This is a genomic window from Brevibacterium sp. CSND-B09, from assembly GCF_052906525.1.
This window is the reverse complement of the sequence record NZ_JBREGI010000001.1, coordinates 727,476-750,226: the sequence shown is the minus strand read 5'-3', so window position 1 is coordinate 750,226 and position 22,751 is coordinate 727,476. Positions and strand designations below refer to the sequence as shown.

Here is a 22,751-nt window from a genome sequence, read left to right as displayed (position 1 = left end):
ATCGAGACTCTCACTCACCGCGATCACCCGCCCTGACACGCGATTCCGACTCGTCGACGACATCGCGATCTGCACTCAGGCAGCCACCGAGCTTGAGGACATCGGCACCTATGGCCTCGAGGAACGCCTGATCGTGGCTGACCGCGACCACCGCGGAACCGTGTACCAAGGCGTCGAGGAACATCTCCACCAACCCCGCCCACGTCAGCGCATCCTGACCGAAGGTCGGCTCATCGACGATGAGCACCCGTGGCCGGGGCGCCAGCATCGTTGCCACCGACAGGCGTCGCTTCTCCCCACCTGAGAGACTCTGCGGATGAGCCTGCGCCAACCCGGTGAGACCGAGTCCCTCAAGAAGCTCATCCACCCGTGCCTGCGACTCGGCGGCAGACCATCCGGCCAGTCGGGGGCCCAGCTCGAGTTCGGTCGCCACGCTCGAGGTGAGGAACTGGTGTGCCGGTTCCTGGAAGACCATGCCGATGCGCGCCGCCAGCTGCTTCGACGGCCAGGCGAATGGCCGGGCCCGTTTGGCTCCGTCCCGCAGGGGCGCCTCGGCGAGGACCTGTCCGGAGAATTCGGGCAGAAGGCCCGCCAGGGTCAGGGCCGTGGTCGATTTGCCTGCCCCGTTCGCACCGACGATTCCGAGTGCCTGACCGGCACGCAGGCTCAGGTCAAGGTCGGTCGCGGCGGGGGTGGCCATGCGCGGTCGAGCAACGCTGAGCCGATGGGTGCGCAGCAGAACCTCGCCGAGGCGGCCCGTCGTCCTATTGATTTCTGCGGTTCCGCCTCGGCGCGGGTCGGGGGAGTGCCGCGGCATCCAGATTCCGCAGTCGACGAGTGTGTCGGTCAGGTCCGGATCGGAGAAGATCTGCGCGGGCGGACCTTGGGCAGCAATGCCTTCGCGGCCGAGCACGATGACCCTATCGACGTGATCGAGCCACAGCTCCACCCGGTGTTCGACGATGAGCATGGTCGCCTGTGTCTCGGCCTGCACGGTGAGCACGGCATCGCGGACCTCGGCGGCCGAGGCGGGATCGATATTGGCCGTCGGTTCGTCGAGGACGATGACCTCCGGGGCCATCGCATGGATCCCGGCCAGAGCCAGCCGCTGCTTCTGCCCACCGGACAGAGCGGCACTCGGATGCTCCGGCGGCAGATCGAGTCCCAGCGCCTGCAGGGACTCGGAGACCTGAGCGTCGATTGTCTCGGACGGGAGTCCGAGGTTCTCCATCCCGAACGCCACATCATCACCGATGCGGGAGAAGATCACCTGAGAATCGGGATCTTGGAGGACCAGCCCGGTGCTGCCTCGGCGGGGATCCGGTTTCTCACCGCCGACGAGGAGTTCACCGGTGGCCTCACCCGATTCCTCGGGCAGGACACCGGCGACGGCGTGGAGGAACGTCGATTTGCCGGCCCCGGAGGCACCGAGCAGCAGCACCTTCTCTCCGGCCGCGATCTGCAGATCGAGCGGACCGACAGCCGGCCGGTCACGGTCGGTGTGCGACCACGAGAAGCCGGCGGCCGTGATCGGCAGCGCCATCAGCGCAGACGGCCGGAGGCGAAGGAGCTCAGAGCACCCGTGGCCGCGATCGCCCGGTAGGCGAACCAGGCGCCGATCCCGGAGATGACGAGGCCGGAGACGATCGCGCAGACTGCGTAGATCGCCTGGAAGCCGAACTGCCATTCGGCGTTGTACATGATGTTCTCGCTCACTGCCATGAACGCAGCCGCCAGCATGCCCGATGCGGCGGTGACCCACAGGGTGAAGCGCTTGTAGCCGAAGGCGGCGAAGACGAGTTCGGCACCGAGGCCCTGCAGCAGACCCGAGAGCAGGACGGTTGCTCCGAAGTGAGAGCCGAGGACGGCTTCGACGATGGCGGCGATGAGTTCGCACAGGAGCGCGGCACCGGGTTTGCGGATGATGGCACCGGCGAGCGGACCGGCCAGCACCCAGAGTCCTGCGATGAGACCGATCGACGGCGGGAATGCCTGGAAGGCGAGTTCGAGGACCTTCCAGCTCAGCGCCAACACCCAGAACACAAGCCCCACGGCAATGCCGAGAACGGCGGTGGTGACATAGTCGACCACCCGCCACTGTTTGGATTTCGGCGCCGCGGTGAAGGCGCGTGAAGAGGTGGGGGTGGTGCTCGGCGTAGTGGTATTCGGCATTGTGCCTCCTCATTTCAAGGAGGGGTGAAGAGTCTCGACTTCCTTCGGCGGTGCTAACCGCATCAGGTTCGAGGGTCTGCAGCTTCTTCTGCACTCTCAGCGCCCCTGACGGCGCTCCCCTGTCGTAGCCACCACTGTACAACAGGGGAGCGGGGCAGCGACCGGGATCCGTGGCGACGCGGAGGCCGGGGGCGGTCATCGAGGATTCACTTCCCGTTCCCATTCCCGTCGATGGGCCTCGAACAACCGGACACTACTGGTCAGTAGGAATGGGCGGGTGAATACGCATCGACTGAAGAGACCGCTCAGTGCCCTGTCCGCCGCCACCCTGCTCGCCGCTCTGGTGGCGGCCCCGGTGCCTGTGCGTGCCGAACCATCTCTCGGTTCCGGAGGGTCGACCGCGACCCAGGGCGCGAAGGCCGACTCTGCTCAGACTCCGAGCCCTGACCGGACGGATTCGCCCGCCGAGGCGGACGCGGGGAGCGAGGCGATCACCGATACCGTGTTGCAGGTTGGGGCCGACTCCACGGCGCGCAACCTCTCGTGGATGAGCGAGAGTGCCGGTGGGGGAGAGGTCCGGTGGGCACCGGCTAGTGAGGTCGACGGCGGAAAGCTCCCCGCCGATGCTGACAAGGCTGAGACCACGGACTCGGGCCTTGCCACCGACCTCAAGCGTCACTTCAACCATGCGAGCATGACTAACCTGGAACCCGACACCGAATACGCCTACCAGGTCGGCAGCGAAGAGGACGGGTACACCGAGGTGCAGCAGTTCACCACAGGGTCTGCTGGAGGAGACGACGAATTCCTCGTCTTCGGCGACCCCCAGGTCGGTGCCGGAGGCGGGGATCCCGACGACGCTGCCGGTTGGGACCGGACCCTGTCCTCGGCGGCGGCCACTGCTGACGACCCGAGCTTCTTCTACTCGCTGGGAGACCAGGTCAACTCCGCCGGCAACCAGGAGCAGTACGCGCAGTACCTGGCACCGGAAGCGACCCGCACGATCCCGCAAGCGACGACGATCGGCAACCACGATGTGTCTTCGAAAGCCTACGAGCAGCACTTCAACCGACCCAATGTCAGCCAGGATCACGGCGGTGGCGGCGTCATCACCTCCGGCGGCGACTACTGGTTCATCGAGGACGGGGTCCTGTTCCTCAACATCAACTCGAACAGCCCGGACATGGATGCCCACGCCGAGTTCATCGACGAGGTCGTCGCCGAGCACGGAGACCAGGCACGCTGGACTGTTCTCGGGTTCCACCACTCGATCTATTCGACGGCAACCCATTGGGACGACCTCGACGTCAAACGGCTGCGGAAGGCGATCCCTCCGGTCGCGGCCCGCAATGACATCGACCTCGTCGTCTCCGGCCACGACCACATCTATAACCGCACCTTCCTCATGGACGGCGAAGGCAAGCCTGTTGAGGGCTCCGAAGCGGGAGCCGAGGAAGAGAAGGAAGACGGGCAGACGCTCTACCTCACGCTGACCTCGTCATCAGGGTCGAAGTTCTATGACTACGTTCCCGGCCTCGACTGGGAAGGCAAGAGCGTCCACAACGACGTGCCCGCCTTCACGCGGGTCCGGGTCAGCGACGAGGCGCTGCGGGCGACGACCTATGAGGTGCCGGCAGGTGGGCCACCGGCCGATGGTGAGCGCGCGGAAGCGCAGGCCGCAGCCGAGCAGATCGACGATGTCGAACTCAGGCGCGCCGAGGCGGAAGAACCCGCCCCGGATGACGACGCCGGTGCAGACGCCGGTTCCGGCGCCAGCGCGGGTGCCGACTCCGCGGCAGGTGCTGATGATGCAGGTGCGAATGATGACGCCGACAGTGCAGGAACGAGCGACGACGCGGACGCAGGTGCCGATGATGCCGGAACCAGCGACGACGCTGGTACGCGTGGCACCGCCTCCGACAGTGCCGGCTCCGACGGTGCCGGCTCCGACGGTGCCGGCTCGGGTGGTGTCGGGTCTGACGGTACCGATGACGAGAACGGAACAGACTCGGGGACAGCAGATGCCGGCACTGCCGACTCCGGCTCCGAGGCAGATGCAGCCGAGGCAGATGCGACCGAGGCGAACGCCGCAGGAACGGGCGATGATTCGGATTCATCCGGGACCGCCTCGGCGAGTGGGGATGGAGACCTGCCCCGCACCGGCGGTGGGCTCGCACTGCCCTTGGCCGTCGGCGCGGGAGCGCTGGCACTCGGCGCGACACTTCTCGTGGTGAGCCGTCGCCGTCGAGGTGCCGGGCTCAGCTGATCAGCACCTCCTGGCTGATCAGCACGGCGCTGCCGATCAGCTGGGAACCACCATGACCGGGCCTTCGGCGTGGTTGAGGACTCCGCGCGAGACGGATCCCAGCAGTGCGCTGCGGATCCGTCCGCGCCCACGGGTGCCCATCACCGTCAGCTGTGCGCGGGAGCTGATCTCGACAAGAGTCTCAGTCGGATCGCCGACCGGCACCGAGGTGGTCACCGTCAGATCCGGGAACTGCTCCGACAGCGTCCCGGCTTCCGTCTCGAGTGATTCGGACAGCTGCCTCTGCCGACGCGCGGTGACCTCGGAGCTGAGTTCGAGGTCGGGGTACCAGTAGAGCCATTCCTCACCGGCCGGCAGCACCACGACGAGTTCGAGTTCCGTGCCGCGTAAGGCGGCCTCGGCGGCTGCCGTGAACATTGCGACCCGACCGCTGTCGGAACCGTCGACCGCGACGACGACTGGGCCGTTGCCGGCCGTTGCCGAGGCCGACCGTTCGGAAACGACGATCGTCGGGCAGTGAGCGTGGGCAGGCAGCGCCGTGGACACGGATCCGAGGACTCGACCCATGAAACCGCCGCGGCCGCGGGCGCCGACGATGGCGACCTCGGCATCGGCGCTGAGCGTGACGAGCGCACCGGCGGAATTGCCGGGTGCCGTGCGGAAGGACTTCTCACCGGAGTAATCGCGCAGAAGTTCGACCGCCTCGGCGAGGGTCTTCTCTGCTTCCTTCTTCGCCTTGTCATCCTCGGGTTCACTGGGGATGGAGGCCATATTCGGATAGATCATCGTCGGCAGCTCATAGGCGGTGACGACGGTGAGAACAGTTCTGCGGCGTTCGGCCTCGACTGCGCCGTAGCGGACGGCTTGGGCGGCGAGTTCCGAGCCGTCGAAGCCGACGAGGACGCCGAGTTCGAGGCTGAGGCCGGATTCGGACGAACTGGTTTGAGCAGACATCTCGCACCTCTCGATCGGGGCCTGTCCAACCCAGACGCCGACGACGGCCCCGACTGGCGATATCGTCCGCGTCGCTTTCAGTCTACCAAGACGGTTCTACAACTTGTAGAAAAAACGTGGGGCGAGAAGGTCCGTCTCACCTGGGCGTGCATCTGGCTCAGACGCGGAAGCCCAGATGGGCCAGTGCGATGCGCAGGATATGGTCCTGGCCGTAGCAGAGCTCGCCGACGATATCGGGACGCATGGTCTCCTCGGGGGTCAGCCAATCGAGGCTGAGGGCATCGGCCCGCGGGGTGCATTCGCCGCGGACCTCCATGATGAAGCACATGGCGATCGCATGCTGGCGCGGATCGTGGAGGAGGGCCGAACCCTCGGTGGGGAAGTACTCGGCGATGTGGAACGGGCTGATCGCAGGCGGAATGACCGGCAGCGCCATCGGGCCGAGGTCGTTCTCGGCATGACGCACCAATGCGGTTCGGATCGTCTCGTGGAAGCGGATCCTCCCGCCTACGACCTCGCGTCCGAGGGTGCCGTCCTCGAGGCTGCGCAGCAGCAGGCCGATGCGTTCGACATTGCCGGTCTCGCCCACCCGCACTGGGATGGCGTTGACATAGGGGATCGGCATGCGTCTGCGCAGGCGCGCGTATTCCGCGTCGTCGAACCAGTTCTCGTCGAAGTCCAGGGCAGTCCGAGTCATGACCCAATATTCCCACAACCATCCCTCGCGGCAGAAGAGCATGGGGACCCCGTTGGTGAACTGGGACACGCTTCGGGTAAAATATCTTGATGTCGAGATAAATTTCCGACCGGCAGGGACCTGTCGAGTGACGTGGCCTACAGTTGTGTCAGCACTATGTGACCATTTCCGGTCAAGGACTATGAAGGGGTATCCATGATCAATCATGAAGTCCGCACCTACAAGAGCTCAGAGAACCTGGCTCGCGAAGATCAGCTCGCATGGAAGATCGCCGAGGTCGCATCCGACCCGACGCCGGTCGATTCCGAAGTCACCGAAATGGTCATCAACCGCGTCATCGACAACGCTTCCGTCGCTGCCGCATCCGTGCGCCGCTCCGCTCCCACCCACGCTCGCGAGCAGGCTCAAGCTCACCCGTTCAATCCCGGTGCCAACATCTTCGGCCTGCCGGTGACCGACCGCTTCTCACCGGAATGGGCCGCTTGGGCCAACGGTGTGGCCGTGCGCGAACTCGATTTCCACGACACCTTCCTCGCCGCAGAGTACTCACACCCCGGTGACAACATCCCGGCAGTGCTCGCAGTCGCCCAGCACAAGGGCATCGGCGGCAAGGACCTCATCAACGGCATCGCCACCGGCTACGAGATCCAGGTCGACCTCGTCAAGGGAATGTGCCTGCACGAGCACAAGATCGACCACGTCGCCCACCTGGGCCCCTCGGCCGCAGCCGGCATCGGTGCCCTGCTCCACCTGCCCACCGAGATCACCTTCCAGGCCGTCCAGCAGGCCCTGCATGTGACCACCGCGACCCGTCAGTCGCGTAAGGGCGAGATCTCGTCCTGGAAGGCCCACGCTCCGGCGTTCGCCGGCAAGATGGCCGTCGAATCCGTCGACCGTGCGATGCGCGGCGAGGGAGCCCCGAACCCGATCTACGAAGGCGAGGACGGCTTCATCGCCTGGATCCTCTCCGGCCCCGAAGCCCGCTACACCATCCCGCTGCCGGGCAAGGGCGAATCGAAGCGTGCGATCCTCGACACCTACACCAAGGAGCACTCGGCCGAGTACCAGGCTCAGGCGCTCATCGACCTCGCCCGCAAGCTTGGCGGGCAGATCGAGGACCTTTCGAAGATCAAGCGCATCGTCATCCACACCTCGCACCACACCCACAACGTCATCGGCACCGGTGCGAACGATCCGCAGAAGATGGATCCGAAGGCCAGCCGTGAGACCCTCGATCACTCGATCATGTACATCTTCGCCGTGGCCATGCAGGACCAGGGCTGGCACCACGAGCACTCATACGCTCCCGAACGCGCCGGCCGTCCCGACACCGTCGAGCTGTGGCACAAGATCGAGACCACCGAGGATCCCGAGTGGACCCGCCGCTACCACTCGATCGACCCGAACGAGAAGGCCTTCGGCGGACGCGTGGAGATCGAATTCGAGGACGGCTCGACGCTGACCGACGAGATCGCCGTCGCCGACGCCCACCCCTTCGGCGCCCGTCCCTTCGCCCGTGCGAACTACATCGAGAAGTTCAAGACCCTGGCCGAGGGCATCGTCTCCGATTCGGAGCAGACCCGGTTCCTCGATCTCGCCGAGAACCTCGAGAGCCTCGACGCCAAGGGCGTTGCGGAACTGAGCTTCACGGTCGACGGACTCGAGCACAGCGGATCGAAGGGCATCTTCTGATGCTCGGTGCACAGGCAACCCCCGCCGAGCGCCGCGCCAAGTTCCGCGAGCTGCTCGCAGGCGACGAGATCGTCCAGTTCCCCGGCGCCATCAACCCGATCAACGCTCAGATCATCGAGCAGACCGGCTTCGAAGGCGTCTACATCTCCGGTGGCGCGTTCTCCGCGGCCATGGGTCTGCCCGATATCGGACTGACCACCCTCACCGAGGTGGCCGACCACGGACGCAATATCGCCCGAGTGACGAACCTGCCGACCTTCATCGACGCCGACACCGGATGGGGCGAAGCCATGAATGTGGCCCGCACCGTCCAGGAGTTCGAGGACGCCGGAATCTCGGGCATGCACCTGGAGGACCAGGTCAACCCGAAGCGCTGCGGCCACCTCGACGGCAAGGAGGTCGTGACCGCGGCCGAGATGTCCAAGCGCATCAAGGCCGCCGTCAAGGGGCGCCGAGACGAGAACTTCGTCATCTGCGCCCGCACCGACTCCCGCGCAGGGGAAGGCCTCGACGCCGCCATCGACCGGGCGAAGGCCTACGCCGATGCGGGAGCGGACATGATCTTCCCAGAGGCGATGCGAGATCTCGGAGAGTTCGAGAGATTCGCCTCCAGCGTCGATGTGCCGATCCTGGCGAACATGACGGAATTCGGAAAGAGCGAACTGTTCACCACCGAACAGTTGGCGAATGTCGGAGTCAAACTTGTGATCTACCCGGTCACGACTCTGCGCATCGCCATGGGTGCGATCAAATCGGGCCTGCAGACCATTCGGGACAAGGGCACTCAGGTGGACCTGCTCGAGGGCATGCAGACCCGCGCGGACCTGTATGACACGATCGACTACGCGGCGTACAACGAGTTCGATGCCGCAGTCTTCAACTTCTCACAGGAGGGTCACCAGTGACCGAAGAAATCAAGAAGGGCCTCGCCGGTGTCGTGGTCGACACCACCGCAGTGTCCAAAGTGGTCCAGGAGACCAACTCGCTGACTTACCGCGGCTACCCCGTGCAGGAGCTCGCCGCCAAGCGCAGCTTCGAGGACGTCGCCTACCTCATCTGGAACGGCGAACTGCCCACCGAGGCGCAGCTGGCGGAATTCCAGGAACGCGAACGCTCCCAGCGTGAGATCGATGGCAAGCTCGTCGACCTCATCCTCGGCCTGCCCAAGGACTGCCACCCGATGCACGTCGTGCAGACGGCTGTGGCCTACCTGGGCGCCGTCGACCCCGAGGCCGACACCGAGGGTGCCGAGGCGAACCTCGCGAAGGCCGAGCGTCTCTACGCCCAGCTGCCGACGATCGTGGCCATCGACCACCGTCGCCGTCACGGCCTCGACCCCGTCGCCCCGACGAAGGACCTCGGCTACGCCGCAAACTTCTTCAAGATGGTCTTCGACGAAGTTCCTGCCGAGGAGGTCGTACGCTGCTTCGACGTGTCGATGATCCTCTACGCCGAGCACTCGTTCAACGCCTCGACCTTCACCGGTCGAGTCATCACCTCGACCACATCGGACCTGTACTCGGCAGTCGCCGGTGCCGTCGGGGCGCTCAAGGGACCCCTGCACGGCGGAGCGAACGAAGCCGTCATGGCGATGCTCGAAGAGGTCGGCACCGCCGATAAGGCTTCGGCCTGGATCGACGAGGCACTGGCGAAGAAGGCGAAGATCATGGGCTTCGGCCACCGCGTGTACAAGAACGGAGATTCGCGCGTTCCCACCATGCGCAAGGCCTTCGAGGACATGGTCGCGGTGAAGGGTGCGAACGATCTGCTGGATCTGTACAACACCTTCGAAGAGGACTTCGTCGGGCGCAAGGGCATCTACCCGAACCTCGACTACCCCTCGGGCCCGGCCTACCACCTCATGGGCTTCGACACCGAGCAGTTCACCCCGATCTTCGTGATGGCACGCATCACCGGCTGGACCGCTCATATCTTCGAGCAGCAGGCGAACAACGCCCTCATCCGTCCCCTGAGCGCCTACGACGGTGAGGACCAGCGCGAGGTTCCCGACAACCGGGGCTGACCTCTCGAAAGGCAGAACACACATATGAGACCAGACGGCTCCTACCGTCCGGTCGATCTCGAGGGTTTCGACTTCACCGTCTCCGGTGGGGTCGGAACCCTCGTCATTGATCGGACCGAAAAACGCAATGCGATCTCCCGGCCCATGTGGCGGGCGCTGCCGCAGATCATCGCGAACGTCGATGCCGACGATTCGATCGGCGCGCTGGTGATCACCGGGGCCGGCGGGCACTTCTCCGCCGGTTCGGACATCGCCGACCTCAACGTCGCACTCGCGGACTTCTGGGAACTCAACTCCACCGCCGAGGCGGCCCTTGCGAGCTCGCGGACACCGACGATCGCCGCGATCACCGGCAACTGCGTGGGCGGAGGAACGGAGATCGCCGCGGCCTGCGACATCCGCATCGCCGCCCCCGGATCGATCTTCGGCGTCACCGCAGCCAAACTCGGACTCGTGTACCCGGCCGGACCCACGAAGCGGCTGGCTGAGATCCTCGGCGACGCCTGGGCACGGTACCTGCTCATCACGGCCTCGATCGTGAAGTTCGAGAAGATGGCCGAACTCGGGTTCTTCCACGAAGTCTCCGACACCCCGCTCGAGACGGCACAGGCCCTGGGGGAGCGGATCGTGGGACTGTCCCGGCTCAGCCAGGTCGGTGCCAAGGCGATCCTCGACGGTGAACTGACGGAGGACACGGAGCCGCCTCGGTGGCTCGATGACGCCTACCGGGACGAGATCATCCGCGGTCAGGAAGCCTTCTTCGCCAAGGAGCCGCCGGAATTCGGCTTCGCCAAATCCGCATGGCAGAACGGTCCCCAGGTTCGTTCTCACGGAGTCCCGCGGAGAGGATAAACTGAGCGAATGCGCCTAGCAGTCCTCGATATCGGCTCCAACAGCGTCCACCTCCTGGTCGTCGACGCCCACGTCGGAGCACCGCCCCTGCCGGCCACCTCGCACAAGGAGGTGCTCCGACTCGCCGAATTCCTCAGCGACGACGGAACGATCGACTCCGAAGGGCAGGAACGGCTGCGCTCCTTCATCGCCGATGCCGTCGAGATCGCCGAAGACCAAGGCGCGGAGCAGATCCTCGCCTTCGCCACCTCGGCGGTCAGGGAAGCTCCGAACGGGATCGGACTCATCGAATCGATCAACGCTCAGCTCGGGGTCACCCTCAACGTGATGTCGGGTCGGGACGAGGCCCGCGTGACCTTCCTCGCCGCCCGCCGCTGGTTCGGGTGGTCGGCCGGGAAGATCCTGCTGCTCGACATCGGCGGCGGCTCGCTCGAGATCGCGGCGGGTCAGGACGAATACCCGCAGGCGGCCGTGTCGGTTCCGCTCGGCGCCGGACGCACCTATTCCGAGTTCCTCCCGGACCCGATGCCCACTAAAGAGGACATCCACCGCCTGCGCAAACATGCCCGGGCGCAGATCGGACGCATCGCCGGCGACATCAACAGGGTCGGAGTGCCCGACCAGGTCGTCGGGTCGTCGAAGACCTTCCGCTCGCTGGCCCGCATCGCCGGCGCAGCCCCGAGCGGAGACGGAATCTATGCTCCGCGGAAGCTCTTCCGCCGCGACCTCGAAGGCATCATCGACACCCTCGCCTCCCGCACCCCCGAGGAACGTGCCACCCTGCCCGGCGTCTCCGAAGCCCGAGCCGGACAGGTGCTGGCCGGAGCGATCGTCGCCGAGGCGGCCTTCACGATCTTCGACATCGGCGTCATGAACATCTCCCCATGGGCGCTGCGTGAAGGCATCATCATGCGCAAACTCGACCTCCTCGACTCGGCCGAACAGTCATCGGCGATGCGCGTCGAGCCCGTCGCCGCCCTCGACTGAGCCTTCGGCGGGTCGCACGCCGACGTTTCCGGACACGGTTGAGCCGCCTTCGCATCTGTCGGATTGCTACCGGAATTCAGGTTCGCCTGCTAGTTTTTGATTAGTCGCCGAGGCGGCACCCGCACTGATCTGCCCGTGCCGACATCGGTGAAAGCCCGAATCTTCTGACGGAAAGCACGAATCTGCTGATGCGAAATGGTGAGCTGTCCCCGAACTTCCGCGACCAGGCGCTGGAGACTCTGAAGAAGACGAGCGCGGCCGACCCGCTCGACGTCTTCGTCGTCGGCGGGGGAGTGACCGGAGCAGGATCGGCCTTCGACGCAGCCACCCGCGGACTCAAGGTCGGCGTCGTCGATGCCAAGGACTGGGCCTCGGGTACCTCGTCCCGGTCCTCGAAGCTCATGCACGGCGGACTGCGGTACCTCGAGATGCTCGACTTCAAGCTCGTCGCGGAGGCGCTCAAGGAACGCGACCTGCTGCTCCAGCACACCGCGCCGCACCTCGTCGAACCCGTCGCCTTCGTATTCCCCTTCGAGCACCGCCTCATCGACCGGGCCTTCATCGGCTCCGGCGTGCTCCTCTACGACACGATGGCCACCCGGCCGGGCCGCAAACGGGCTGTGCCGATGCACCGCCACCTCGGGAAGAAGGCACTGAGCGCCCACTTCCCGGGCTTGGCCGACGACGCCGCCGTCGGAGCCCTCGAATACTATGACGCGAAGGTCGACGACGCCCGCTTCGTCATGAACCTGGTCCGCTCGGCCGTGAGCTACGGAGCCGCTGCCGCCAACCACGTCTCCGTCATCGGCTACCTCCACGACGGCGATCAGGTCACCGGCGTCCACGCCCGGGACGAGATCACCGGTGAGGAGTTCGACATCCACGCTCGCCGCACCATCCTCGCCGGGGGAGTCTGGACCGAAGAGCAGCAGGATCTGGCGAAGGCCGATGCCGGGCTCAAGGTGCTCGCCTCGAAGGGCGTGCACATCACCGTGGCCGAAGACAAGATCAAGGCCGACCCGAACACCGGAATCATCTCGAAGACGGAGAAGTCCGTCCTCTTCGTCATCCCCTGGGAAGGCTACTGGGTCATCGGCACCACCGACACCCCGTGGAACGAAGACGTCGACGCACCGGTGGCGACCTCGCAGGACATCGACTACCTGCTCGAACATGCCAACGCCATCCTCGCCGACAAACTCACCCGCGAGGATGTCATCGGCGTCTACTCGGGACTGCGTCCGCTGCTCCAGCCGGTCGTCAAGGAAGGACAGGCCTCGACGAAGGTCTCCCGCGAACACACCGTGATGGAGGTCGAGCCGGCCCTCGCCGCGATCGCCGGCGGCAAGTTCACCACCTACCGAGTGATGGCCGAAGACGCCGTCGATTTCGTCCTCGGCGACGATGCGAAGGACCGCAGGTCACTCACCGAATCCGTGCCGCTGCTCGGTGCCCAGGGCGTCGGTGCACTGAGGCGCGGCCAATCCGGAATCGCGGAGAAGTACGGATGGGACGAGGACCGCGTCAAACGACTCATCCGCCGCTATGGCACCCTCATCGAGGATCTGCTCGACCTCGTCGATGAGGATCCGGAGCTCGGACAGCCTTTGGACGGCGCCGAACGCTACCTGCGCGTCGAAGCCCACTACGCGGCCGCCGCGGAGGGGGCCGTCCACCTCGGCGACATCCTGGAGCGGCGGATGCGGCTGAACTACGAGACTCGCGACCGGGGGAAGAACGCCGCCGAGGCGGTCGCGGCCATCGTCGCACCCGTCCTCGGGTGGGACGACGACCGGCAGACGGCCGAGGTCGAGGCGTTCAACGCCCACGTCGACGCCCAGGTCGCGGCCGAATCCACCGACGATGACGCCTCGGCGGCGGCCCTGGTCGGTGCGACCCTCCACTGAACCGTTCACAGAGAAGTGCGGGACCACAACCGAATACCGACAATCGAATATCGACCGACCCCGGAGCACCCTCCGGGTCGACCATCGACCGGGACACCCTCCGGAAAGACAAACAATAGGAGTTTGTGAGATATGGGCACCATCTTCCTCTTCGAGATCGCCGGTACGGCGATGCTCATGCTGCTCGGCGTCGGCGTCGTCGCCAATGTCGTCCTCGGCAAGACCAAAGGCAACGGCGGAGGCTGGCTGCTGATCTCCTTCGGCTGGGGCCTCGCGGTCTTCGCCGGTGTCTTCGTCGCTTATAAGACCGGCGCACACCTCAACCCCGCCGTGACCTTCGGCATCCTCGCCAGCGGAGCCGACGAATATGCACCCGGCATCGCCGTGACTTTCGGCAACACCATCGCCTATCTCGCGGCCGAGATGATCGGAGCGATGCTCGGCGCGGTCCTCGCGTGGGCCGTGTACAAGAAGCACTACGACGAGGAGAAGGACGCTGGCAACATCCTCGGCACCTTCTCCACCGGTCCGGAGCTCCGCTCCTACGGCTGGAACTTCGTCACCGAGGTGATCGCGACATTCGTCCTCGTGTTCGTCATCCTCCTCTTCGGCAAGACCCCACACGAGCTTGGACCCTTGGCCGTCGGCCTCCTCGTCGTCGTCATCGGCGCTTCGCTGGGCGGACCCACCGGCTACGCCATCAACCCGGCGCGTGACCTCGGTCCGCGCATCGTCCACGCACTGCTGCCGATCCCGAACAAAGGCGGCTCCGACTGGGCGTACTCGTGGGTGCCGATCGCCGGACCGCTGGTCGGCGGCGTCGTCGCCGGTCTGGCCTCCCAGGCATTCGTCTGAGTACGATCACAGACAACTGAGCACGCTCACAGACAAACCACTTCGACACAGGAGTCAGAATGAGTCAGGAAAAGTTCATCCTCGCCATCGACCAGGGCACCACCTCGTCGCGGGCGATCGTCTTCAACCATGACGGGCAGATCGTGTCGTCCGGCCAGCTGGAACACGAGCAGATCTTCCCTCGCGCCGGCTGGGTCGAGCACGACCCGGTTGAGATCATCAAGAACACCAACGAGGCGATCGGCCAGGCCCTGGCTCGGGCGAATATCAACCGCCACCAGCTCGAGGGCGTGGGCATCACGAACCAGCGTGAGACCACCGTCATCTGGAACAAGAACACCGGCGAACCCGTCTACAACGCCATCGTGTGGCAGGACGCACGCACCCAGAAGGTCTGCGACGAACTCGCCGGGGACGAAGGACCGGACAAGTACAAGGACCGGGTGGGTCTGCCCCTGGCGACCTACTTTGCCGGCCCGAAGGCCAAATGGATCTTCGACAACGTCGACGGGGTCAAGGAAGCCGCCGCGGCCGGGGACCTGCTCTTCGGCACCATGGACACCTGGGTGATCTGGAATCTCACCGGCGGGGTCAACGGCGGAATCCACGTCACCGACGTCACCAACGCCTCGCGGACGATGCTGATGAACATCGACACCCTCGACTGGAACCCTGACATCGCGGCAGATATGGGCATTCCCGTCGAGATGCTGCCCGAGATCAAGTCCTGCTCGGAGATCTACGGCTACGGGGCGAAGAACGGACTCATCATCGACACCCCGATCTGCGGCATCCTCGGCGATCAGCAGGCTGCGACGTTCGGTCAGGCCTGTTTCGAGAAGGGTCAGGCGAAGAACACCTACGGCACCGGCAACTTCATGCTCATCAACACCGGCAATGAGCCGGTGGCCAGCAAGAACGGTCTGCTCACCACGGTCGCGTACAAGATCGGCGAGGACGATGCCGTCTACGCGCTCGAGGGGTCGGTGGCGGTGACCGGTTCGCTCGTGCAGTGGCTGCGCGACAACTTCGGCATCATCAAGGACGCCCCCGAGGTCGAGACCCTGGCCAAACAGGTCGAGGACAACGGCGGCTGCTATATCGTGCCGGCGTTCTCCGGACTCTTCGCCCCGCACTGGGAGTCCGATGCTCGCGGCGTGATGGTGGGTCTGACCCGGTATGTGAACAAGAACCACATCGCCCGTGCCGCCCTGGAATCCGTGGCTTTCCAGTCGCGCGAGGTCCTCGACTCGATGAACCTCGACTCCGGTGTCGAACTCACCGAGCTCAAGGTCGACGGAGGCATGGTCGCCAACGAGACGCTCATGCAGTTCCAGGCCGACCTCCTCGGCGTGCCCGTCATCCGTCCCGAGGTCATCGAGACCACGGCACTGGGTGCGGCCTATGCGGCAGGCATCGCCGTGAAGTTCTGGAACGGTGAGGACGACGTGAAGGGCAACTGGCGCGAGGACAAGCGCTGGAACCCGTCGATGGATGATGAGACGGTCGACCGCCTCTACCGCCTCTGGAACAAGGCGGTGGAGAAGTCGAAGAAATGGGTCGACGACGACACCGAAGCCCTCTACGCCTGAATTACTACCTGACGGCGGCCCAGCAACCTCGCGCGAGGTTGCTGGGCCGCCGTCAGGTAGTTCTGGGGAGGGGGAGCCGCGTTAGACTGGAAGAGATGAGCAAGAAGTCGAAGTCCCAGCGGAAGGTGTTGACCACCAAGAATTCTGCGCGCTCGAATTCGAAGCGCCATAAGGAGTACTTCGACAAACACGACGTCTATGAGAAAGACGCCCATCACGTCTCCGACAACCGGATCAGGCTCGGCCTCTCCAGCTCCTCCGTCTCACCAATGACCGTCGAAGAGACCTTCACCCAGGCAGCCAAACACGGCTACGACGGCGTCGAGATCATGGTCACCCATAACACCGAGACCCGCGACGTCGACCTCATCAACGGGCTCGCCGGCGACACCGGACTCGACGTCATCTCCCTGCACGCCCCGACCCTGCTGTTCCTGCCCCGAGTGCTGCACAAAGACCATTGGGAGAAGCTGCGGATCACCGCGAACCTCGCCAAGGCAGTGGGCGCCGACACGGTCGTCCTCCACCCGCCGTTCCGCTGGCAGGGCGAATACGCCCTCGGCTTCGTCGACGGCGTCCGCCAGGTCGCCCAGGAGACCGGTGTGAGACTGGCCGTGGAAAACATGTACCCCTGGCGGGCCGGCCTGCGCGAGATCCAGGTCTACTACCCCGACTGGAACCCCCTGGACGAGGACTACGACGACCTCACCTTCGACTTCTCCCACGCCTCCACCGCCGGCATGAACGCATTGGAGACGGTGAGCGAGATCTTCGACCAGCTCCGTCACGTCCACCTCACCGACGGTGCCGGCTCCCTCAAGGACGAACATCTCGTTCCGGGCGAAGGCACCATGCCCGTCGCCGAGACCCTGCAGTACCTCGCCAAACACAATTGGCAGGGCGACGTCGTCGTCGAGGTCAACACCCGATTCGTCCGCAGACAGTCAGCGCGCGAGAAGATGCTCGCCGACTCCATCGCCTTCGCCCGTGAGCACCTCGGCCTCGACGCGGATACTCCACGTCGCAACGCCCACAGCCACACCCGCACCTCCGAGCACAAGTCCTCGCAGTCCGGATCATCCGGCGCCGAGAGCTGACCCTGCGAGCGCCTGCGACCTCGCACATCACCCTGCCCGTCTTCGCCTCGCTTCGCTCGGTCACGCATCGGCACGCTTCAGCGCATGGACACCCACCGACCACCGCACATCAGATATCGAAAGGCTGACGCACTTTGACCACCATCGCCTCCATCGGAACCGGCAACATGGGCACGGCCCTCATCCAGGGAATCCTCACCGCCGACGCGAGCATCACCGTCCGCGCGACGACGAACTCGACCGACTCGGCGCAGCGGCTCCGCAGTGATCTGCCCACCGCCACGGTCACCTCGCTGGAGGATGACGCCGAAGCGAATCGGAAAGCCGTGTCCAGCGCCGATTTCGTCTTCCTCGGTGTGAAGCCGTGGATGATGGCCGATACCCTGCGCGAGCTCACCGACGACCTCGACCGGGACTCCGTGCTCGTGTCCATGGCAGCCGGTGTCGCCGCGGCTGACCTTGCGAAGCTCGCCCCCGAGAATCCGATCGTGCGGATCATGCCGAACACGCCGAGCGCCATCGGCCACGGCGTCATCGCACTGGCCCCCACCGCCGAGGTGACCGCCGCCAGTGTGGACACACTGAAGTCCCTGCTGTCGGGCGCTGGCCTCGTCGTCGATCTCGACGAATCCCAGATCCCGGCCATGACCGGCATCTCCGGGTCCGGAGTGGCGTACTTCTTCCTCCTCGCCGAAGCCATGATTGCCGCGGGCGTCAAGCAGGGTCTCAGCGAGGACGTCGCCCGCCAGATGGTCGTGGCCACCGCCGACGGTGCCGGCCGACTCCTGACCGAGAAGCCCGACCCCGCCGCTCAGCGTCAGGCCGTGAGCAGCAAGGGCGGAACGACCTTGGCCGGTCTCCAGCAGTTCCTCGACTCCGGGATCTTCGATATCGCCGAGGCGGCCGCGCAGGCGGCAGCAGACCGTTCCCTGGAGATGGAACAGGAGAACTCCGAGGTCATCAACGGCTGAGCCGGATCTCCCCGTTCAGGGGAGGACGTGGGACGAGCGGGCGATCGACACGGCCTCATGCCGGGTCCGTGCCGAGAGCTTGACCATCGCCGTATTGAGATAGGACTTCACCGTCGACTCGCGCAGCGACAGCGCCTCGGCGATGCGGGCATTCGGCCATCCCAAGGCGACATGCGAGAGGATGTCGGTCTCCCTCGGCGACAGCCTGACTGCGGGTACCGGCGTCTGGAAGCTCTCCGGATTGTGTCCGGAGAGAATATCGGCCAGGCGCGCCTCGATGCCGGTGAGCTTCTCCCTGGTCTCCTCATCGACGATCCCGGAGCGGATCGCCCTCAGCTCGGCATAGGTGTGCCGGAGAGCTTCGCGTCCCGAGGGATCCAGATCCGGGTAGAGCGGTTCCTCCTTGACAGGGCCGCGCGGTTCCTGCCGGTATCCGAGTCGAGCGAGATCGACCGAAAGCTGTCGTACCCGTCTGACGAGGTCTCCCGTCTGCGGGGCAGCGGCGTTGTAGTCCGCGCGGTGGCCGCAGTAGACCATACCGGTGACCTCACCGCCGTGCAGAGTCGGGACGGCGACGAGGACGCGGATGCCCTCGCCGAGCACCTCCTCGTCGTAATGGTGGGTGATGAGCGGGTCGATCTCATAGTCGCGGGTCAGCTGCGGAGTGCCTTCGGTCATGGCCCGACCGCCGAGGCCGCGCCCGGTGCTGACGATGAGGTTCGAGAGCAGGTCCTTGTCGGCTCCGGCGACGGCTTCGACCGCGACCGAATCCTCTTCGACCATACCTCCGAAGACGACGTCACCGGTGCCGCTCTGGTGCAGGGAATCGACGGCTTCGACGAATAGGCGACGGGTCTCGACCTTGAGTGCCCGCGTTTCCTTGGCGTGCGCATTCATGTGAACAAGCTACCAACTTTCGGTGGTATTCCCTAGCGCATGCTGAACGTTACCTTTGGGTCATGTGATTCAGGACACTGATGTTCTGTCCATTCAAAGGAGAAAGAATGACTGACCCTGTCAACACCGGTGTTGACTTCCTCGCAGAGGAGGAGAAGCCGGAGTTCAAGGCCCTCAAACGCAAGCGCTTCTCGGTGGTGATCCCGCTGTCGATCGCGTTCCTCGTCTGGTACTTCCTCTACGTCATCCTCAGCACGTACGCCCACGACTTCATGTCGACGAAGGTCGTGGGGGAGATCAACATCGGACTCGTATTCGGGCTGCTGCAGTTCGTGACGACCTTCGCGATCACGATGTTCTACGTCTCGTTCGCCAACAAGAAGCTCGACCCTCCCGCGGAGGCGATCCGTGAACGACTGCAGGCCGAATCGGAAGGACACCGCTCATGAGCACTCTGGCAATCGGAGACTTCGTCGCTTCGGGAGTCGACCTCCTCAGCGCAGCGACCACCGAGGTGGAGAACAACCCGGTCCTCAACATCACGATCTTCGCCGCATTCGTCGCGGTCACGATGTTCATCGTTCTGCGGGCCAGCCGCAACAACAGATCCGCCTCGGACTACTATGCGGGTGGCCGGTCGTTCACCGGACCGCAGAACGGCTTCGCCATCGCCGGTGACTACCTCTCTGCCGCATCCTTCCTCGGCATCTGCGGTGCGATCGCCGTCAACGGCTACGACGGATTCCTCTACTCGATCGGCTTCCTCGTCGCCTGGCTCGTCGCTCTGCTCATCGTCGCCGAACTCATGCGCAACACCGGCAAATTCACCATGGCCGACGTGCTGTCCTTCCGCCTCAAACAGCGCCCCGTACGCATGGCAGCAGCCCTGTCGACCCTGGCGGTCTGCTTCTTCTACCTGCTCGCGCAGATGGCCGGTGCCGGCGGGCTCGTGTCTCTGCTCATGGGGATCGACGGCAAGGTCGGCCAGTCGCTGGTCATCGCCGTCGTCGGCGCGCTGATGATCATCTACGTTCTCGTCGGCGGAATGAAGGGCACCACCTGGGTGCAGATCGTCAAGGCGATTCTGCTCATCGCCGGTGCTTTCGCCATGACCATCTGGGTGCTCGCACTCAACGGCTTCAGCCTCTCGACCCTGCTGGCCTCGGCCGTGGACAACGCAGCCGAAGGAGTCGGGGAAGGCGTCCTCAACCCGGGTCTGCAGTACGGCGAGAATCCGCTCGACTTCATCTCCCTGGCACTGGCGCTCGTGCTGGGCACGGCGGGTCTGCCCCACGTGCTCATGCGCTTCTACACCGTCCCCACGGCTAAGGAAGCTCGCCGATCCGTGGTGTGGGCGATCTGGCTCATCGGTGCGTTCTACCTCTTCACCCTCGTGCTCGGCTATGGTGCGGCCGCACTCGTCGGCGCCGACGCGATCAAGAACGCTCCTGGCGGCGTGAACTCCGCGGCGCCGCTCCTGGCGCTGCAGCTCGGAGGGCCGCTGCTCATGGGCTTCATCTCCGCGGTCGCGTTCGCCACGATCCTCGCGGTGGTGGCGGGCCTGGCGATCACCGCGGCGGCCTCGTTCGCTCACGATATCTACGCAAACGTCATCAAGAGGGGCAAGGTCGAAGACTCCGAGGCGGAGGTCAAGATCGCCCGTCGCACCGTCGTCGTCATCGGTGCGGTCGCGATCATCGGCGGCATCGGAGTGCAGGGGCAGAACATCGCATTCCTTGTGGCGCTGGCCTTCGCCGTCGCCGCCAGCGCGAACCTGCCCACGATCGTGTACTCGCTGTTCTGGAAGCGCTTCACCACCCGCGGTGCGGTGTGGTCGATCTACGGCGGACTGATCTCGGCGATGGTGCTCATCGCCTTCTCGCCGGTCGTCTCCGGCTCCGAGACCGCGATGATCCCCGGTGCCGACTTCGCGATCTTCCCGCTGTCGAACCCCGGCATCATCTCGATCCCGCTCGGCTTCATCCTCGGGTGGATCGCCTCGGTGACGGATCGAACGGTGGAGAGTCCCGAGCTGGCCGCCGAAATGGACGTCCGTGCCCATACCGGATTCGGCGCCGAGGAGGCTGTCGAGCACTGACCCATTCCGCCATCCGCGTGTTCGAAGTGCAGACGACCCGATTCCGATCAGCACGCATGCACTTCGAACACGCGGTTGTGGATACCGCAGCGTTATGGCCGCGTCGTGACCATCTCGGCGCACGCACCCTTGCGCTGAGAACTCGGCTGCAATCGAGTACCACGCGGGGGCGGAGGCGCCGCTGACTCAAACGCCGTGGACTGTTGACAGCATGCGGACTCGGACGTCTTATGGGTGTGGATGCCGAGGGCGATTCCACAGGCGGTTGAGGAGGCCTTGTCGGAGTCTCATTCGTAGCGACAGTCTTGCCGCATGTACAACGTGGTCCGCACCAGTGAACTCAGGGCGCGTGGGGTGCAGAGCAGATGCATCCGTGACGCCAAAGACTGCTGCCTTTTGGCACTCACTCAAGGGATGTATTCTGTCATCGCCCGCTGCTCGAATCTCAGACATGGTGCGATAGCGGAGTTCATCACGGACGAAGCGTGGATTCACAGAGTCGTCGAGCAGACCGACCCGGAGTCGGGGAGGCCTCGTTTCGAACTCCTCGATATGTTCGAGAAGCTGCGAGTGGCTTCGTACCCGCACTACCGATTTGACGACGTGATCTGGGGAGTCTCCGCCGCATTCGTCCATGACCTTCCGCTGCATCGACCGCCTCGGGGGAAGGTCTTCATCGCTCACCCGAAGAAGCGACACAACAGCGCCGACGTGTCGAGGACGTCGAAGACCGTTCCTGAAGAGGACGTCGTTCGCATAGGCAAGATGTCGTTGACTTCACCCATTCGCACCGCCTTCGATCTTATCGGCCAACTTGGTGAACCGGAGGGCTTCGTCGCACTCGAACGGTGTCTGCGCAGATCAGCATTCGGGTCTGACGAAGGGGCCGACGAGGCGGCAAGATTCGGATATCCGCCGGACACTTTGGGATTAGCTGAGCTCTGCATTGCTGAAGACTTCATGCCTGTGCTCGGCCGGCTGTCAAAGGGCCAAGCGAGAGCTCAACGTCTGCTGTCTTCAGCGGGGCCGCTGTCGGAAAGCTACGCAGAGAGCCGTTTCGTGTACAACCTCATGCAGCTGAGACTGACCGGATTCAGCCAGCAAGTCAGGATCCGGGACGGGCACACGGTCATCGCTCGCGTGGACTTTCTGCACGAGAAATCGCGGACTATCGTGCTCATCGACGGCTTCTCCAAATATGCCGATAACGGAGTTCGGCTCATTCGGAAAGAGGTCCGTCAATTCAATCGGCTGCTGGAGCTCGGGTACAGAATCGTCCGTCTGAGCTTCGACGAGGTGACCCACCTTGAAGAGTGCGCAACCAAACTCTTCGGGCAGGCCCCGCAGCTCAGGGCGTTCATCGCCCCACGGGTGCGTTCCTGAGCTCGCACCCAACCACGGCACCAACTGCTTGAAAATGCAGATGCCCCGACCGAAGTCACTGCTTTTACTCTTTGAACCCGCGAATGTCGGATGTACCTCGGGCCAGACGCTGTAGACTGGTCCGAGTCGCTGACCACGGCATGACCGCACCGGGCCCTGCCTGGGCGAACAGTTCGACTTCGGTGGCGACGCGCGGGCGTAGCTTAATGGTAAAGCTTCGGCTTCCCAAGCCGACGACGCGGGTTCGATTCCCGTCGCCCGCTCTCATACCGCGCACCCACACTGGCTATGCCAGCGATCCGAGACCC

The 22,751-nt window shown here is 64.8% G+C and carries 19 protein-coding genes, 1 tRNA gene and 1 riboswitch; of the genes, 15 read left to right on the top strand and 5 right to left on the bottom strand.

What is annotated here, in order from left to right; all coding sequences use genetic code 11:
* Nucleotides 1–10 precede the first annotated feature (10 nt).
* Both ACU4IU_RS03685 and ACU4IU_RS03680 read right to left on the bottom strand, forming a co-directional pair.
* Nucleotides 11–1,543 carry an ABC transporter ATP-binding protein gene (locus ACU4IU_RS03685; RefSeq protein WP_139468633.1) on the bottom strand — a complete coding sequence of 511 codons (1,533 nt, stop codon included), beginning with the start codon at nucleotides 1,541–1,543 and terminating at the stop codon, nucleotides 11–13.
* Nucleotides 1,543–2,172: an ECF transporter S component gene (locus tag ACU4IU_RS03680; protein WP_139468632.1), complete on the bottom strand. Its 630-nt coding sequence runs from the start codon at nucleotides 2,170–2,172 to the stop codon at nucleotides 1,543–1,545. The genes ACU4IU_RS03685 and ACU4IU_RS03680 overlap by 1 nt, the downstream gene beginning before the upstream one ends.
* A 22-nt stretch (nucleotides 2,173–2,194) precedes the next feature.
* A riboswitch (TPP riboswitch) is annotated at nucleotides 2,195–2,303 on the bottom strand.
* 146 nt (nucleotides 2,304–2,449) lie between these two features.
* On the opposite strand from ACU4IU_RS03680, the gene ACU4IU_RS03675 reads away from it, so the two are divergent.
* Nucleotides 2,450–4,438 carry a fibronectin type III domain-containing protein gene (locus tag ACU4IU_RS03675; protein ID WP_446655893.1) on the top strand — a complete coding sequence of 663 codons (1,989 nt, stop codon included), beginning with the start codon at nucleotides 2,450–2,452 and terminating at the stop codon, nucleotides 4,436–4,438.
* 36 nt (nucleotides 4,439–4,474) lie between these two features.
* Here the strand turns inward: ACU4IU_RS03675 and ACU4IU_RS03670 are convergent, their stop codons facing one another.
* Together ACU4IU_RS03670 and ACU4IU_RS03665 are read right to left on the bottom strand one after the other, a co-directional pair.
* Complete coding sequence (locus ACU4IU_RS03670) at nucleotides 4,475–5,392, bottom strand: universal stress protein (protein WP_139468630.1); 918 nt, start codon at nucleotides 5,390–5,392, stop codon at nucleotides 4,475–4,477.
* A gap of 157 nt (nucleotides 5,393–5,549) precedes the next feature.
* Nucleotides 5,550–6,089 (bottom strand): DUF4916 domain-containing protein, encoded by a 540-nt coding sequence (locus ACU4IU_RS03665; protein ID WP_139468629.1) that lies wholly within the window; start codon nucleotides 6,087–6,089, stop codon nucleotides 5,550–5,552.
* Between the two features lie 195 nt (nucleotides 6,090–6,284).
* Here ACU4IU_RS03665 and ACU4IU_RS03660 point away from each other — a divergent pair, with 195 nt between their 5' ends.
* From ACU4IU_RS03660 to proC, 10 genes are all read left to right on the top strand, one after another.
* The gene (locus ACU4IU_RS03660) at nucleotides 6,285–7,781 is read left to right on the top strand and encodes an MmgE/PrpD family protein (RefSeq protein ID WP_139468628.1); all 1,497 of its coding nucleotides are present in this window, start codon (nucleotides 6,285–6,287) and stop codon (nucleotides 7,779–7,781) included.
* A complete protein-coding gene (prpB, locus tag ACU4IU_RS03655) occupies nucleotides 7,781–8,686 on the top strand; it encodes a methylisocitrate lyase (protein WP_139468627.1) in 906 nt (301 codons plus the stop codon). The genes ACU4IU_RS03660 and prpB overlap by 1 nt, the downstream gene beginning before the upstream one ends.
* Nucleotides 8,683–9,804: a bifunctional 2-methylcitrate synthase/citrate synthase gene (locus ACU4IU_RS03650; protein ID WP_139468626.1), complete on the top strand. Its 1,122-nt coding sequence runs from the start codon at nucleotides 8,683–8,685 to the stop codon at nucleotides 9,802–9,804. The genes prpB and ACU4IU_RS03650 overlap by 4 nt, the downstream gene beginning before the upstream one ends.
* A 24-nt stretch (nucleotides 9,805–9,828) precedes the next feature.
* Complete coding sequence (locus ACU4IU_RS03645; protein WP_446655892.1) at nucleotides 9,829–10,656, top strand: enoyl-CoA hydratase/isomerase family protein; 828 nt, start codon at nucleotides 9,829–9,831, stop codon at nucleotides 10,654–10,656.
* Between the two features lie 9 nt (nucleotides 10,657–10,665).
* Entirely contained in the window at nucleotides 10,666–11,643 is a 978-nt protein-coding gene (locus tag ACU4IU_RS03640; RefSeq protein WP_446655891.1) for a Ppx/GppA phosphatase family protein, read from the top strand.
* Nucleotides 11,644–11,831: 188 nt separating this feature from the next.
* Nucleotides 11,832–13,550 (top strand): glycerol-3-phosphate dehydrogenase/oxidase, encoded by a 1,719-nt coding sequence (locus ACU4IU_RS03635; protein ID WP_446655890.1) that lies wholly within the window; start codon nucleotides 11,832–11,834, stop codon nucleotides 13,548–13,550.
* A 132-nt stretch (nucleotides 13,551–13,682) separates the two neighbouring features.
* A complete protein-coding gene (locus ACU4IU_RS03630) occupies nucleotides 13,683–14,405 on the top strand; it encodes an MIP/aquaporin family protein (RefSeq protein ID WP_139907252.1) in 723 nt (240 codons plus the stop codon).
* A gap of 59 nt (nucleotides 14,406–14,464) precedes the next feature.
* A complete protein-coding gene (gene glpK / locus ACU4IU_RS03625; RefSeq protein WP_139468621.1) occupies nucleotides 14,465–15,997 on the top strand; it encodes a glycerol kinase GlpK in 1,533 nt (510 codons plus the stop codon).
* 95 nt (nucleotides 15,998–16,092) lie between these two features.
* The gene (locus ACU4IU_RS03620; protein WP_139468620.1) at nucleotides 16,093–17,094 is read left to right on the top strand and encodes a sugar phosphate isomerase/epimerase family protein; all 1,002 of its coding nucleotides are present in this window, start codon (nucleotides 16,093–16,095) and stop codon (nucleotides 17,092–17,094) included.
* A gap of 134 nt (nucleotides 17,095–17,228) precedes the next feature.
* A complete protein-coding gene (gene proC, locus ACU4IU_RS03615) occupies nucleotides 17,229–18,065 on the top strand; it encodes a pyrroline-5-carboxylate reductase (RefSeq protein WP_446655889.1) in 837 nt (278 codons plus the stop codon).
* 15 nt (nucleotides 18,066–18,080) lie between these two features.
* On the opposite strand, the gene ACU4IU_RS03610 is transcribed toward proC, so the two are convergent.
* Complete coding sequence (locus ACU4IU_RS03610) at nucleotides 18,081–18,962, bottom strand: LuxR C-terminal-related transcriptional regulator (RefSeq protein ID WP_446655888.1); 882 nt, start codon at nucleotides 18,960–18,962, stop codon at nucleotides 18,081–18,083.
* Nucleotides 18,963–19,069: 107 nt separating this feature from the next.
* On the opposite strand from ACU4IU_RS03610, the gene ACU4IU_RS03605 reads away from it, so the two are divergent.
* From ACU4IU_RS03605 to ACU4IU_RS03590, 4 genes are all read left to right on the top strand, one after another.
* Entirely contained in the window at nucleotides 19,070–19,411 is a 342-nt protein-coding gene (locus ACU4IU_RS03605; protein WP_139468617.1) for a DUF485 domain-containing protein, read from the top strand.
* A complete protein-coding gene (locus ACU4IU_RS03600) occupies nucleotides 19,408–21,060 on the top strand; it encodes a solute symporter family protein (RefSeq protein WP_446655887.1) in 1,653 nt (550 codons plus the stop codon). Before ACU4IU_RS03605 ends, ACU4IU_RS03600 begins: the two co-directional genes overlap by 4 nt.
* 414 nt (nucleotides 21,061–21,474) lie before the next feature.
* Nucleotides 21,475–22,443 (top strand): hypothetical protein, encoded by a 969-nt coding sequence (locus tag ACU4IU_RS03595; protein WP_446655886.1) that lies wholly within the window; start codon nucleotides 21,475–21,477, stop codon nucleotides 22,441–22,443.
* Between the two features lie 192 nt (nucleotides 22,444–22,635).
* A tRNA-Gly gene (locus ACU4IU_RS03590) sits at nucleotides 22,636–22,706 on the top strand.
* Nucleotides 22,707–22,751 lie beyond the last annotated feature (45 nt).